This window comes from Rhizobium sp. CF142, from assembly GCF_000281145.1.
GTDB lineage: Bacteria > Pseudomonadota > Alphaproteobacteria > Rhizobiales > Rhizobiaceae > Rhizobium.
The window spans coordinates 1-14043 of the sequence record NZ_AJWE01000125.1 but is presented as its reverse complement, the minus strand read 5'-3'; the positions used below and the strand labels follow the sequence as shown (position 1 = coordinate 14043).

Here is a 14043-nt window from a genome sequence, read left to right as displayed (position 1 = left end):
GGCTCTTCGGCCATTTGACAGCTGGGGTTTTCTGATGTCCGGGAGGGCAATGCGTCTCCCGGCGGTTTGTGAATGGCGCGTGGCGTGCCGGGAAAGAAAATCCCGTTTTCCGGCAATCGCGCGCGGGTCGTGGTAGAGGCTTATGGCACGCATCGTTATGAAATTCGGCGGAACCTCCGTCGCTGATCTGGATCGCATCAAGAACGTTGCCCGCCATGTGAAACGTGAAGTCGATGCCGGTCATGAGGTGGCGGTCGTCGTTTCCGCCATGTCCGGCAAGACCAACGAGTTGGTCGGTTGGGTTCAGAATACGCCGAAGGTGATCGGCGCCAACTCGCCCTTCTACGATGCGCGCGAATACGACACCATTGTCGCTTCCGGCGAGCAGGTCACGTCAGGCCTTCTAGCAATTGCGCTGCAGAGCATGGGCATCAACGCCCGTTCCTGGCAGGGCTGGCAGATCCCGATCCGCACCGACAACGCACACGGCGCGGCGCGCATCATGGAAATCGACGGGGCCGATATTATCAAGCGCATGGGCGAGGGTCAGGTTGCCGTCGTCGCCGGCTTCCAGGGACTCGGTCCTGATAACCGTATCTCGACGCTCGGACGCGGCGGATCGGACACGTCGGCAGTGGCGATTGCGGCCGCCGTGAAGGCCGATCGTTGCGACATCTACACCGATGTCGACGGCGTCTACACGACCGACCCGCGCATCGAGCCCAAGGCACGGCGCCTGAAGAAGATTGCTTTCGAAGAAATGCTGGAAATGGCGTCGCTCGGCGCCAAGGTTCTTCAGGTGCGCTCGGTCGAGCTTGCCATGGTGCATAAGGTACGCACCTTCGTGCGTTCGTCTTTCGAGGATCCCGATGCTCCGGGCATGGGCGACCTCTTGAACCCGCCCGGAACGCTGATTTGTGACGAGGATGAAATCGTGGAACAGGAAGTAGTCACCGGCATCGCCTATGCCAAGGATGAGGCTCAGATCTCGCTTCGCCGTCTTGCCGACCGGCCGGGTGTTTCCGCCGCGATCTTCGGGCCGCTTGCCGAAAGCCACATCAACGTCGACATGATCGTCCAGAACATTTCCGAAGACGGTTCGAAGACCGACATGACCTTCACCGTGCCCTCGGGTGATGTGGAGAAGGCCATCAAGGTTCTCTCCGACAACAAGGACAAGATCGGCTACGACGTCGCGCAGAGCGAATCGGGTCTGGTAAAGGTCTCGGTCATCGGCATCGGCATGCGCAGTCATGCGGGCGTTGCAGCGACTGCCTTCCGAGCACTTGCCGAAAAAGGCATCAACATCAAGGCAATTACAACCTCAGAGATCAAGATTTCGATCCTGATCGATGGTCCTTATGCAGAACTCGCTGTCAGAACTTTGCATTCCTGCTACGGTCTGGATAAGAATTGATTCCCAGCGGGCGGCCTGCCCCTTCAGGTTGAAGATGCGGCCGGTTCTTCTGGCCGCATTAAGCGTTTGTTTCGGGGAGCTTGAGACGCAATGAGAGACCTTTCCGGCGGTCCGCGCGTGCTGCTCAAGCGGCTGCGCGAATTGATGGCGGAACCGCTGGAGCCGCAGGAGCGACTCGACCGGATCGTGCGCCAGATCGCCAGCAACATGGTGGCGGAGGTTTGCTCCGTTTACGTGCTGCGCGCCGATGGCGTTCTCGAGCTTTATGCTACCGAAGGTCTCAATAAGGAAGCCGTCCACCTCTCGCAGCTGAAGATGGGACAGGGCCTCGTCGGCACGATCGCCGCATCGGCCCAGCCGCTCAATCTTTCCGACGCGCAGTCGCATCCGGCCTTTCGCTACCTGCCGGAAACGGGCGAAGAGATCTACCATTCCTTCCTCGGCGTGCCGATCCTGCGTACGGGACGCTCGCTCGGCGTTCTCGTCGTGCAGAACAAGGCGAGCCGCAATTATCGCGATGAGGAGCTGGAAGCGCTCGAGACGACGGCGATGGTTCTCGCCGAGATGATCGCGACCGGCGAACTCAAGAAGATCACCAAGCCGGGCCTGGAACTCGATCTTACCCGTTCGGTCACGGTCGATGGCGATACCTATAATGACGGCATCGGCCTTGGTTACGTCGTGCTCCACGAGCCGCGCATCGTGGTCACCAATCTGCTCAACGAAGATGCGGAGAAGGAAATCCGGCGGCTGGCTGATGCCATGGGTTCGCTCCGGATCTCCATCGACGACATGCTGTCGCGCCGCGATGTGTCGATGGAAGGTGAGCACCGCGAGGTGCTCGAAACCTATCGCATGTTCGCCCACGACCAGGGCTGGGTGCGCAAGCTGGAAGAGGCGATCCGCAACGGCTTGACGGCGGAAGCAGCGGTCGAGAAGGTCCAGAGCGACACCAAGGCGCGTATGATGCGCCTGACCGATCCCTATCTGCGCGAGCGCATGCATGATTTCGAGGATCTGGCGAACCGGCTGCTGCGTGTGCTGACGGGCTATACCGGCCGCACGACGGCCGAGGGTTTTCCGACTGACGCAATCATTCTGGCGCGGGCGATGGGTGCGGCGGAGCTCCTCGATTATCCGCGCGCCAATGTGCGCGGGCTGGTGCTGGAAGAAGGCGCGGTGACGAGCCATGTGGTGATCGTCGCGCGTGCCATGGGCATTCCGGTTATCGGCCAGGCGGCGGGTGTCGTGGCGCTTGCCGAAAATGGTGATGCCGTCATTATCGACGGCGACGAAGGGCATGTGCATATCCGGCCGATGCCGGACCATCAGCGCTCCTACGAAGAAAAGGTCCGCTTCCGTGCGAGGCGGCAGGAGCAGTTCCGGGCGCTGCGCTCCGTCGAGCCGGTCACCCGGGACGGACAGCGCATCCAGCTTCTGATGAATGCCGGCCTATTGGTCGATCTGCCGCAGCTGGCGGAATCTGGCGCCGAGGGTATCGGCCTATTCCGCACCGAGCTGCAATTCATGATCGCATCGACCATGCCGAAGGCGGAAGAGCAGGAAATGTTCTACCGCAATGTGCTGAAGCAGGCAGGCGGCCGTGTCGTAACCTTCCGTACGCTCGATATCGGCGGCGACAAGGTTGTTCCCTATTTCCGCGGCCACGAGGAAGAGAACCCGGCGCTGGGTTGGCGGGCAATCCGTCTCTCGCTCGATCGGCCGGGATTGTTGCGCACGCAGTTGCGCGCCATGCTGAAGGCTGCGGCGGGCACCGAGCTGAAGCTGATGGTGCCGATGGTGACCGAGGTTTCCGAACTCAGACAGGTGCGCGAACTCCTGCAAAAGGAAGTGCAGCATCTTTCGCGGTTCGGCCACGGTCTGCCGCGCAAGCTGCAGTTTGGCGCGATGCTGGAAGTGCCGGCGCTGCTCTGGCAGCTCGATGAGCTGATGGATGCGGTCGATTTCGTTTCGGTCGGTTCCAACGATCTGTTCCAGTTCGCCATGGCTGTTGACCGCGGCAATGCACGGGTTTCCGAGCGCTTCGATCCGCTGGAACGGCCGTTCCTGCGTCTCCTGCGCGATATCGTGCGCGGTGCGGATCGCAACAAGACGCCGGTGACGCTCTGCGGCGAACTGGCAGGCAAGCCGATTTCGGCCATGGCGTTGCTCGGCGTCGGGTTCCGCTCCATCTCCATGTCGCCGGCTTCGATCGGACCGGTCAAGGCGATGTTGCTCGGTCTCGATGCCGAGGCTCTGACGAAGGCTGTCAATGAGGCGCTGGACGACCGGAATGCGACCGTGCCGATGCGCGAGGTGCTTGCCCGCTTCGCCGAGAGCCACAATATTCCCCTTTAGACATATATAAGAAGAATTGGAGTAAGGGGTGGCGAAGCTTCCCATTGAAAAGATGCGCGAGCTTGAGCGCCGCTTCGGCGAGATCGAAGCGCGCATGTCGGCCGGCCCTTCGGCCGACGTCTATGTAAAGCTCGCGTCTGAATATTCAGAACTGCAGCCCGTCGTCACCAAGATCCGCGCCTATCAGAAGGCTGTCGGAGAACTTGCCGATCTGGAGGCGCTGCTCGAGGACAAGTCCGTCGACCGCGACATGCGTGAGCTTGCCGAACTCGAACTGCCCGACGTAAAAGAGCGGATCGAGGCGCTGGAGAACGAAATCCAGATCCTGCTGCTGCCGAAGGATGCGGCCGACGAGAAGAGCGCGATCCTGGAAATCCGCGCCGGCACCGGCGGCAATGAGGCGGCCCTTTTCGCTGGCGACCTCTTCCGCATGTATGAGCGCTACGCGTCAACGCACGGATGGAAGGTGGAAGTGCTGTCGTCGAGCGAAGGCGAAGCCGGCGGCTACAAGGAAATCATCGCGACGATTACCGGCAAGGGGGTCTTTGCCAAGCTGAAATTCGAATCCGGCGTGCACCGTGTGCAGCGCGTACCGGAGACGGAAGCAGGAGGACGCATTCACACCTCGGCTGCGACGGTTGCCGTTCTTCCCGAAGCGGAGGATATCGATATCGAGATCCGGCCGGAAGATATCCGCATCGATACGATGCGTTCCTCGGGCGCGGGTGGCCAGCACGTCAATACAACGGACTCGGCGGTGCGTATCACCCACCTGCCGACGGGTATCGTTGTGACCAGTTCGGAAAAATCGCAGCACCAAAACCGCGCCAAGGCCATGCAGGTACTGCGCTCGCGTCTCTATGATGCCGAACGGCAGAGGGCCGATAGCGAACGTTCGGCCGATCGCAAAAGCCAGGTCGGTTCGGGAGATCGCTCGGAGCGCATCCGCACCTACAATTTTCCGCAGGGGCGCGTGACCGACCACCGCATCAATCTGACGCTCTACAAACTCGACCGGATGATGATCGGCGAGATCGACGAAGTGGTGGATGCGCTGCTTGCCGATTACCAGGCGAGTCAGCTCGCGCAGCTTGGTGAACAGCAATGACCGCATCCGGGCCGACGGTTTCCGAGATGCTTGCCGAGGCCCGGCGCCGCTTCATGGAAGCCGGCATTGCCGATCCACAGACCGATGCGCGGTTGCTGATTTCGGGACTGCTGAAGCTTTCGCCGACCGAGATGCTGACGGCGGGTCGCGAGCCGGTTTCGGAGGAGCAGGCAGGCAGTATCGGCCGCGCTATCGAAAGGCGGCTGAAGCACGAGCCGGTGCATCGCATTCTCGGAGAGCGGGAATTCTACGGCCTGCCGCTTTCGCTGTCCGCCGGCACACTGGAACCGCGGCCCGATACGGAAATCCTCGTCGATACGATCATTCCTTATCTGCACGATCTTGCAAAGACGGAAAGCAATATCCATATCCTCGATATAGGAACCGGGACTGGAGCGATTTGCCTTGCGCTCCTCAATGAATGTCCGGAAGCATCAGGCATCGGCAGCGACATTTCGACCGATGCACTTGAGACGGCGAGATCAAACGCAGAAAGAAACGGATTGCAGGAGCGATTCACGGCCATTCGATCGAATTGGTTCGAGAACATCCACGGGACGTTTCATGTGATTGTCTCAAATCCGCCCTATATTGCTTCCAATGTCATTCACGATCTCGCTCCCGAAGTGACGAAATTTGATCCGGCTGCAGCTCTGGACGGCGGTACGGATGGGCTTGACGCCTACAAAGCCATAGCAAAGGATGCGGGAAGGTTCGTACGGCCAGATGGAATCGTCGGACTGGAAATTGGCTACGATCAGCGAAACGATGTGACGGCGATCTTCGAAGCGGAGGGCTTCAAGTGCCTCAAATCCGTGAAAGATTATGGCCAGAATGACAGAGTGCTCGTGTTCTCGCCGGCATGCCCGGCGACAAATTGCAGCATCGAACTGGACATTATTGCTATTGCGAAGAAAAGGCTTGGATTTCCCGAGGAAGCAATATAGGTTGCCCTTACGCGTTGGGCGCATAGGAATGAACGAGATTCGTTCGGTACTTGCTCAGCCTCGGGGGTCTGCTCTTTTAAACGAGAGTTTCAAAGGTTGAACACGACCCAATGCGTGAATCAGTCAAACTGACTTGAAGACAAGCGGCAGGTCGGCGCGAAGGCGCACTATGCTTGCGGCACGAAGGCCCTGATCCGGATGGACCGGTCTTGGCGGTTGGTGCCATGTATCCAATCACAAACAGAGAATTCAGGTGAACGATCGATGAGGCCAGGACAGCAGAACAAGCGCGGTCGAGGGCGTGGCAATAACAACAACAATAACAATGGCGGCGGCGGAAATAACAACAATAATAATTTCAACCGTAAGGGTGGGAACCCGCTGACCCGGACCTACGACAGCTCCGGCCCCGATGTGAAAATCCGCGGCACTGCCCAGCACATAGCTGAAAAATATGCGCAACTCGCCCGTGACGCCCAGAGCTCCGGCGACCGCGTCATAGCTGAGAATTACCTGCAGCACGCCGAACACTATAACCGCATCATTGCCGCCGCACAGGCGCAGATGCAGGAACGCTTCCAGCGTGACGACCGCAACGATTATAATGATCGTGACAACGCGGACCGTGACGGCGACGAACTGGATACGGGCGACAATGACGACGTCGTCATCGTTCAACCGCCTCACAAGCAGCAGCGCGAACAGCAGCAGGCTGCTCCGGTAGCGGCGCCGGTGCAGCAGGCGGAAGCGATTGACGGCACAGGCCCGCAGCCGGAAATCGAAGGCATTCCCGCCGAAGTCGCGATGGAAGACGAAGGCTCTGCTGCGCCGCAGCGCGAGCGCCAGCCTCGCCGTCGCAATGCCGGTAGCCGCCCGCGCCGTCCGCGTCGCGGTGCTGAAGGTGAAGCGACCGGTGAAGAAGGTGCTTCCGCGGAAGCGCCGGTTCTGGCTGAAGCTGCTTCCGAATAAGCCTGCTTCGATCGCAGAATTTGAAGGCCGCCTTTCCGGGCGGCCTTTTCTTTTGCGGGGCGCCTGCTCTTTTGGTTGCTTCGGCTATTTGTGAGGGCGCGTTTACACGCGAATTTACAGTAACGTACTTCCGCATTGAGCCTTCGAGGCATTCACTCCAGGACACCTGTCGGGACCGGAGGAACGCCATCATGAAGTATCTTGTTTTCTTGTGCATGCTGGTCGCAGCCTCCGCCCATGGCGCGGAGAAGGCAGCGCAGCAAGTTTTCGACAGTGAGATCGAGCGGAAGGCCGTGCAGGCTGTCGTATGGGGAATTCCTGTCGTCAATTACGACCTGATGCGCCAGGAGATGCTGACCAAGACGCCGGGCAAGGTCGGGCAAGTCATCTATTGGGGTCGGCCACTGGATTGGAAGAACCAGACGCTGACGCCCAATCCCGATGCTCTCTATTTCATGGCTTTCTTCACCACGAGGGATGGTCCCGTTGTTCTCGATTTGCCGGCCGCAGAGAGCGGCGCCTCTTTCAACGGCAACATCGTCAATGCCTGGCAACTGCCGCTTGAGGACGCCGGCCTGCTCGGAATCGATAAAGGCAAGGGCGGAAAGTTCGTAATCCTGCCGCCGGCCTATAAAGACAAGCTTCCGGATGGTTTCCTTCCGCTGCAGTCGGAGGTCTACGGCGGCTACATGCTCTTCCGCTCAAACCTGAAGAGCCACAGCGACGCCGACGTGCAGGCTTCGATCGACTATGGCAAGAAGCTGAAGATCTACCCTCTCTCCGCTGCCGGCAATCCGCCGGAGACCATTTTTGCCGACGTCCAAAACATCCTCTTTGATTCCACCATCAAATGGGATGAGAGCTTCTTCGACAATCTGAACCGCGTCATTCAGGAGGAGCCGTGGATTACCCGTGACCGCGTGATGATTGATCAGCTGAAATCGATCGGCATCGAAAAGGGCAAGCCCTTCAAGCCGGACCGGCATGTGCAGTCCCTCCTGACCAAAGGCATCAAGGAAGCGCAGGCGCTTTTGGAGGCGAAATATGATGCCGGGCTTCCCCCATTTTTCACCGAGAAAAGCCGCTGGACCTTCCCGGCCTACCCCGATCTCATCAAGGCGTCGCAGTCCAATTTCGATGAACCCGATGCCTATCCCGTCGATCATCGCGGCGTTGCTTACAGCTATGCCTATATCGGCATCAAGCGGCTGGGCGCAGGCCAATTCTATTCGATCTCGATCCGCGACAAGGACGGGAATGATTTTGACGGTGGCAAGACCTATCGCCTCAACGTTCCGCCAAATGTGCCCGTCGAGCAGTACTGGTCGGTGACGGCCTATGACCGGCAGACACATGTGCTGATCAAGAATGTTTCGCGCGCGAGCCGCTCATCGCAGATTTCTGAGCTCGTCAAGAACGAGGACGGCTCCATCGACCTCTATTTCGGACCAAGCGCGCCGAAAGGTAAGGAGGCCAATTGGGTACCGACCGACCCGAAGCGGAAGTTTGAGCTGATGTTCCGCGCTTATGGTCCAACCAAGGACTTCTTTGACAAGAAATGGGTGCTGCCGGATGTCGCGCCGATGAGCAAGTAAGGCTGAGAGGCAATCTGCTCTCACAAGCCGGCAATCAAAGCTACCCTGGAGATAGGTCGATGATTAGCGGACTACATTTCGCGAGATGCGGGATTGGGCTTTTCCTGTTCGGGTCTTTCCGAGCTTCGGCGTCATCGCTCATTACTGCGTGGGTGCGCGATGGCCGACCGGCGAATTGTTCATGCAGAATATTACGCTCTGGTGGGCATGCCCATGGACATTGTCGATCGCGGCGGTCCAGGCCGGTGGCCTTGGCATGGTCGCGATCGGGCTGACCATGACGGTGATGGAGCGTGCATCCCTACCGCTTCGAGCATCCGGCTTGCCGCCTCTTCTATATGTGGTGGGTCTGCTCAGCTTTTTGATGGGACGTCAAATTGGATGACGGCACGGAACGCTTAAAGACGTCATCGGCTGCTCCTTCGGGAGAAACCGATGGGAACAAGGAAGACATGGCTGCAGGGGAGGCCGCTTTGAGCTGCTGGTTTTTCCCTTGCCCGCCCCTTTAAACTATTGGGATTCTCCACCATATCCTGCTCAGGTTGTTTGCCGCAAATTCCAATGGCGACAAACAGGGGCTTGCCTTTTGAGGGAGCTCAATCTCAATCATCGGTCTGTGCCTTATGAAGGGCAGGGCGATTCATGGAGGTAACATATGAATATCGAAAAATACTCCGAGCGAGTGCGCGGTTTCGTTCAGTCCGCCCAGACCTATGCGCTTGCGCAAGGGCACCAGCAATTCACCGCAGAACATGTGCTCAAAGTCCTGCTCGATGACGATCAGGGCATGGCCGCTTCGCTGATCGAGCGCGCCGGTGGCGATGCAAAGGCCGCGCGGCTTGCCAATGATGCCGCACTTGCCAAACTGCCGAAAGTTTCCGGCGGCAACGGCAACATCTATCTTGCCCAGCCACTCGCCAAGGTCTTCTCCACTGCCGAAGAGGCCGCGAAGAAAGCCGGCGACAGCTTCGTGACGGTCGAGCGTCTGCTGCAGGCACTGGCGATCGAAACCTCTGCCTCGACCTACCAGTCGCTGAAGAATGCCGGTGTGACCGCACAGGCGCTCAACCAGGTCATCAACGAAATCCGCAAGGGCCGCACCGCCGATACGGCGAGTGCTGAGCAAGGTTTCGACAGCCTGAAGAAATATGCCCGCGACCTGACGAGCGATGCCCGCGAAGGTAAACTCGACCCGGTCATCGGCCGCGACGACGAAATCCGCCGTACGATCCAGGTTCTCTCGCGTCGCACCAAGAACAATCCCGTCCTGATCGGTGAGCCGGGCGTCGGTAAGACGGCGATCGTCGAAGGCCTTGCGCTGCGCATCGTCAATGGCGACGTGCCGGAAAGCCTGAAGGACAAGAAGCTGATGGCGCTCGACATGGGTGCCTTGATTGCCGGTGCGAAGTTCCGCGGCGAATTCGAAGAGCGCCTGAAGGCTGTGCTGAACGAGGTTCAGTCGGAGAACGGCGAGATCATCCTCTTCATCGACGAAATGCACACGCTTGTTGGTGCCGGCAAGGCAGATGGGGCAATGGATGCCTCCAACCTGCTGAAGCCTGCTCTTGCCCGCGGTGAGCTGCATTGCGTCGGTGCTACCACGCTCGATGAATACCGCAAGCATGTAGAGAAGGATCCGGCTCTTGCCCGCCGTTTCCAGCCTGTCATGGTCGAGGAACCGACGGTCGAGGATACGATCTCGATCCTGCGCGGCTTGAAGGAAAAATATGAGCAGCATCACAAGGTGCGCATCGCCGATGCTGCGCTGGTTGCTGCTGCGACCCTTTCGAACCGTTATATCACCGACCGGTTCTTGCCGGACAAGGCGATCGATTTGATGGACGAGGCGGCTGCCCGCCTACGCATGCAGGTGGATTCCAAGCCGGAAGAACTCGACGAGCTCGACCGCCGCATCATCCAGCTGAAGATAGAGCGCGAGGCGCTTAAGAAGGAAACCGACGTGGCTTCCGCCGACCGGCTGAAGCGGCTGGAAGGCGAGCTCGTTTCTCTCGAGGAAGAAGCCGACGCGCTGACGGCCCGCTGGCAGGCGGAAAAGCAGAAACTCGGCCTTGCCGCTGACCTTAAGAAGCAGCTCGACGATGCCCGCAACGAACTGGCAATCGCCCAGCGCAAGGGTGAATTCCAGCGCGCCGGCGAGCTCGCCTATGGCGTGATCCCCGATCTCGAAAAGCAGCTGACCGAGGCTGAAAGCAAGGAAGACAACAGCCGCAACGCGATGGTGCAGGAGGTCGTGATCCCTGACAATATCGCCCATGTCGTTTCCCGCTGGACCGGCATTCCTGTTGACAAGATGTTGGAGGGCGAACGCGACAAGCTGCTGCGGATGGAAGACGAGCTGGCGAAGTCGGTGATCGGCCAAGGCGATGCGGTTCAGGCCGTATCCCGCGCCGTGCGCCGTGCCCGCGCAGGCCTTCAGGATCCGAACCGGCCGATCGGTTCGTTCATTTTCCTCGGCCCGACCGGCGTCGGCAAGACGGAACTCACCAAGGCGCTCGCCCGCTTCCTCTTCGATGACGAAACGGCGATGGTGCGCATGGATATGTCCGAGTACATGGAGAAGCACTCCGTGGCCCGGCTGATCGGTGCGCCTCCCGGCTATGTCGGCTATGATGAAGGTGGTGCGTTGACGGAAGCTGTCCGTCGCCGGCCCTATCAGGTCGTTTTGTTCGACGAGATCGAGAAGGCGCATCCCGATGTCTTCAACATCCTGCTGCAGGTGCTGGACGATGGTCGCCTGACCGATGGTCAGGGCCGGACGGTCGACTTCCGCAACACGATGATCATCATGACCTCAAACCTCGGTGCTGAATACCTGACGCAGTTGCGTGAGGGTGAGGACAGCGAGACCGTTCGGGAGCAGGTGATGGATGTCGTTCGCGGTCATTTCCGGCCGGAATTCCTGAACCGTATCGATGAGATCATCCTCTTCCACCGCCTGAAGCGTGAGGAAATGGGTGCGATCGTCGATATCCAGCTGAAGCGGTTGATCTCGCTGCTGTCCGAGCGCAAGATCACACTCGATCTCGACGAGGATGCCCGCAATTGGCTGGCGAACAAGGGATACGATCCGGTCTACGGCGCTCGCCCGCTGAAGAGGGTGATCCAGAAGTTCGTCCAGGATCCGCTCGCCGAGCAGATCCTTTCAGGTCAGGTCCCGGATGGATCGACGGTGACGATCACCAGCGGCTCGGACCGGTTGCTGTTCCGGTCGAAGCAGTCGGTCAGCGAAGCGGCGTAAGGCTAAGCAGACGAGAATTGAATTGGCGGCCCTCGGGCCGCCATTTTTGTTTCTGCAGACGGGGAGAATTATTTGCTCGCGACCTGATCCGTGGCGGGCTGGTTATTCAGCAGCGTGTCGATGCGCTTGCGCTCGTCCTCGAACTTGGCGAGCGCATCGCCCTGGAGCGACTTGCCGCCCGGCAGGCGGATGCGCAGCGGGTCGACCTTGGTGCCGTTGACGATCAATTCATAGTGCAGGTGCGGGCCGGTGGATTCGCCCGTCGTTCCTACCCAACCGATGACCTGGCCCTGTCGCACCTTGGCGCCCGGCACGATGCCTTTGGCGATGGCGCTCTGGTGGTTATAGGAGGATTCATAGCCATTGGCGTGGCGGACGATGGTCTGGTTGCCGTAGCCACCGGAATCCCAGCCTGCCTTTTCAACAGTCCCGTTGCCGGCCGCAATGATCGCCGTGCCGCGGGGCGCCGCCCAGTCGACACCAGTATGCATGCGCGCGAAGCCGAGGATCGGGTGGCGGCGCATGCCGAAGCCGGACTTGAAGATGCCGTTCGGGACAGGATTGCGCAACAGGAACTGGCGGATGCTCTTACCGTCCTGATCGAAGTAATCGATCGTGCCGTCCTCCGGGTCCTGGAAGCGATAGAAGCGCGTCAACGTATCGCCAAAGCGGGCGTTGACGTAGAGAAGATCGGAATCCTCGGTCGCCTGGCCGTTGCTATCGGTGACGGAGAAGAAGGCTTCAAGATAGTCCGTCGGCTTCAACTGCGCCTGGAAGTCGACATTGGCTGCGAGCAGCTTGATGATCAGCGCCGTCATGTCCTTGGTCATGCCATAGGAAAGAGCTGCGCGGTAAATGCCGTCATAGACGCGCGGCAAATTCTGGCCGGCGGGCGGCGCGAAGGAATTATCCTCAAAGGCGGTGGTGACGGCATCCAGCATCGGCGGTTCGCTGCCAGCCACGAAACGACCCTTGTCGTCGAGGGCGACGGTAATCAGATGCCGTGTACCGCGATAGATGCTGGCGCGGATGATCTTCGCCTGCTCGCCCTTCTGAATGATACCGATGCGCAGGACGTCGCCCTTCGAAAGCGTATCGGTGCCGAACAGGGGAGCGATATAACCGGACATGCCGTCTGCCTGCGGCTGTGGATAGCCGGAATCGGCGAGCGCCTTGGCGATTGTCGTATCCTGGCGCACCGGCAGGATGTCGTCGGCGAATTCTTCGGTCTGCGGTGTGATGGATTCCGGTGCCGAGACCGTCATGTTCTGTTCGAGCACGCGCGCGGCAAGGCCGGCGGTCAGGTCGACATCGTTGTCCTCGGCGGAGAAACGGCGCGGGTCCACATAGTAGAGGGCGGCAAGCTGGGCATTTCCGTCCGTCAGAACGGAGCCGTTGGAGCGGACGTTTTCCTCGACCTCGTCGAGCGACAGGCCAGGGGCCATGTTGAGGTCGGATTTGCCGGTTGGGAAGGGAATGGTCTTTAACGCCACTTCGGATTCGACATCGGAGCCGTAAATTGCGCCGGTGCGGCTTTGCGGTGCCGGCTGGGGCTCGTCGGCCGAGAAGATCGCCAGTGGATCGAAGTCCGGATAATCCTCAGTCGCGACGTGGTTGGCAGCCAACATCATCTTCACATGGGAGAAGGGCTGGCGGCGCACGACTTCTTTCTCGCCGTCATGGACGACGGTCGAGACTTCCATGACGGCACGGTCGGATGGCTTGGCGGCGATGACGGGGGCTATCAGACGACCGCCGCGGGTAACAGACGTATCCTGATGCGCGTCGGCCGATGCGCTTGCATAGGCCTCGGCCGGGATTGCCAGCTGCTGCCGGCCGTCAAGGGCAGCAAAAAGCGCAACACCCATGAGGATCGATGAAGTAATGCCTGTGAGGAACGTGCCCGAAAGCCAGCGAAGCGAAACCTCGCGCCGGTCGGGCGCTCGTCGCCCGTCTGCCAGAAGCGGAGGCTCGCTGCCCAGCGAGCGGATCATCATTTTCTCCGTCATCATGGCAGTGGAGTTCGCATCCTTACATTCGATGTCTTTATAGGCATCCGAGGGCCATCCTGGCTGGGGCGAAAGATGTGCATATTTTGGGCACTGAAGTCAAATCACACCGGAATAGGCACTCTACGTGCGCATGCCTGCGTGAATCATGCGTGTTTCCTCTGACCAGCAGAATGTGATGATGTCGGGGCGAAGACGATCAAAATCGTATCTTCCACAGCAAAACCGACAAACAGTCATGTTTTCCAGGCTTTTCCGGTGCGATCGGAATCCGGGAAACGAGCGGACTTTAGCGACCGATATAAAATCTCTTGTCGAAACAATTGGATGGAAGAAAAACGATTTTTTTGAAAAAGGCCTGTTGACTGTTTCGATGTGTGG

8 protein-coding genes and 1 pseudogene are annotated in these 14043 nt (G+C 59.5%); 8 read left to right on the top strand and 1 reads right to left on the bottom strand.

Going from position 1 to position 14043, the window contains the following annotated elements:
* Nucleotides 1-142 precede the first annotated feature (142 nt).
* The 8 genes and pseudogenes from PMI11_RS31265 to clpB all read left to right on the top strand — a co-directional run bounded on the left by PMI11_RS31265 (nucleotide 143) and on the right by clpB (nucleotide 11653).
* Nucleotides 143-1417, top strand: coding sequence for an aspartate kinase (locus PMI11_RS31265; protein ID WP_007825494.1), 1275 nt, complete (start codon nucleotides 143-145; stop codon nucleotides 1415-1417).
* A gap of 90 nt (nucleotides 1418-1507) precedes the next feature.
* Nucleotides 1508-3775: a phosphoenolpyruvate--protein phosphotransferase gene (gene ptsP / locus PMI11_RS31260; protein ID WP_007825493.1), complete on the top strand. Its 2268-nt coding sequence runs from the start codon at nucleotides 1508-1510 to the stop codon at nucleotides 3773-3775.
* 28 nt (nucleotides 3776-3803) lie between these two features.
* Nucleotides 3804-4883: a peptide chain release factor 1 gene (gene prfA / locus PMI11_RS31255; RefSeq protein WP_007825491.1), complete on the top strand. Its 1080-nt coding sequence runs from the start codon at nucleotides 3804-3806 to the stop codon at nucleotides 4881-4883.
* Nucleotides 4880-5746, top strand: a pseudogene (prmC, locus tag PMI11_RS31250) (peptide chain release factor N(5)-glutamine methyltransferase); the annotation flags it as partial. The gene prfA and the pseudogene prmC, both read left to right, overlap by 4 nt.
* Nucleotides 5747-6094: 348 nt before the next feature.
* On the top strand, nucleotides 6095-6799 hold the full coding sequence (locus PMI11_RS31245; protein WP_007825489.1) for a DUF4167 domain-containing protein: 705 nt from the start codon (nucleotides 6095-6097) through the stop codon (nucleotides 6797-6799).
* A 191-nt stretch (nucleotides 6800-6990) separates the two neighbouring features.
* Nucleotides 6991-8394, top strand: coding sequence for a DUF1254 domain-containing protein (locus PMI11_RS31240; protein ID WP_007825486.1), 1404 nt, complete (start codon nucleotides 6991-6993; stop codon nucleotides 8392-8394).
* Between the two features lie 181 nt (nucleotides 8395-8575).
* Nucleotides 8576-8779, top strand: coding sequence for a hypothetical protein (locus tag PMI11_RS31235; protein WP_157179715.1), 204 nt, complete (start codon nucleotides 8576-8578; stop codon nucleotides 8777-8779).
* Between the two features lie 270 nt (nucleotides 8780-9049).
* Nucleotides 9050-11653: an ATP-dependent chaperone ClpB gene (clpB, locus tag PMI11_RS31230; protein WP_007825482.1), complete on the top strand. Its 2604-nt coding sequence runs from the start codon at nucleotides 9050-9052 to the stop codon at nucleotides 11651-11653.
* A 68-nt stretch (nucleotides 11654-11721) separates the two neighbouring features.
* On the opposite strand, the gene PMI11_RS31225 is transcribed toward clpB, so the two are convergent.
* A complete protein-coding gene (locus PMI11_RS31225; RefSeq protein WP_037072544.1) occupies nucleotides 11722-13665 on the bottom strand; it encodes a M23 family metallopeptidase in 1944 nt (647 codons plus the stop codon).
* Between the last annotated feature and the right edge of the window lie 378 nt (nucleotides 13666-14043).

Bases quoted from the DNA above. Each gene is read 5' to 3' on its own strand.
- PMI11_RS31265 (WP_007825494.1), top strand. From the start codon at position 143: ATGGCACGCATCGTTATGAAATTCGGCGGAACCTCCGTCGCTGATCTG.
- ptsP (WP_007825493.1), top strand. From the start codon at position 1,508: ATGAGAGACCTTTCCGGCGGTCCGCGCGTGCTGCTCAAGCGGCTGCGC.
- PMI11_RS31245 (WP_007825489.1), top strand. From the start codon at position 6,095: ATGAGGCCAGGACAGCAGAACAAGCGCGGTCGAGGGCGTGGCAATAAC.
- PMI11_RS31240 (WP_007825486.1), top strand. From the start codon at position 6,991: ATGAAGTATCTTGTTTTCTTGTGCATGCTGGTCGCAGCCTCCGCCCAT.
- PMI11_RS31235 (WP_157179715.1), top strand. From the start codon at position 8,576: ATGCAGAATATTACGCTCTGGTGGGCATGCCCATGGACATTGTCGATC.
- clpB (WP_007825482.1), top strand. From the start codon at position 9,050: ATGAATATCGAAAAATACTCCGAGCGAGTGCGCGGTTTCGTTCAGTCC.
- PMI11_RS31225 (WP_037072544.1), bottom strand. From the start codon at position 13,665: ATGATGACGGAGAAAATGATGATCCGCTCGCTGGGCAGCGAGCCTCCG.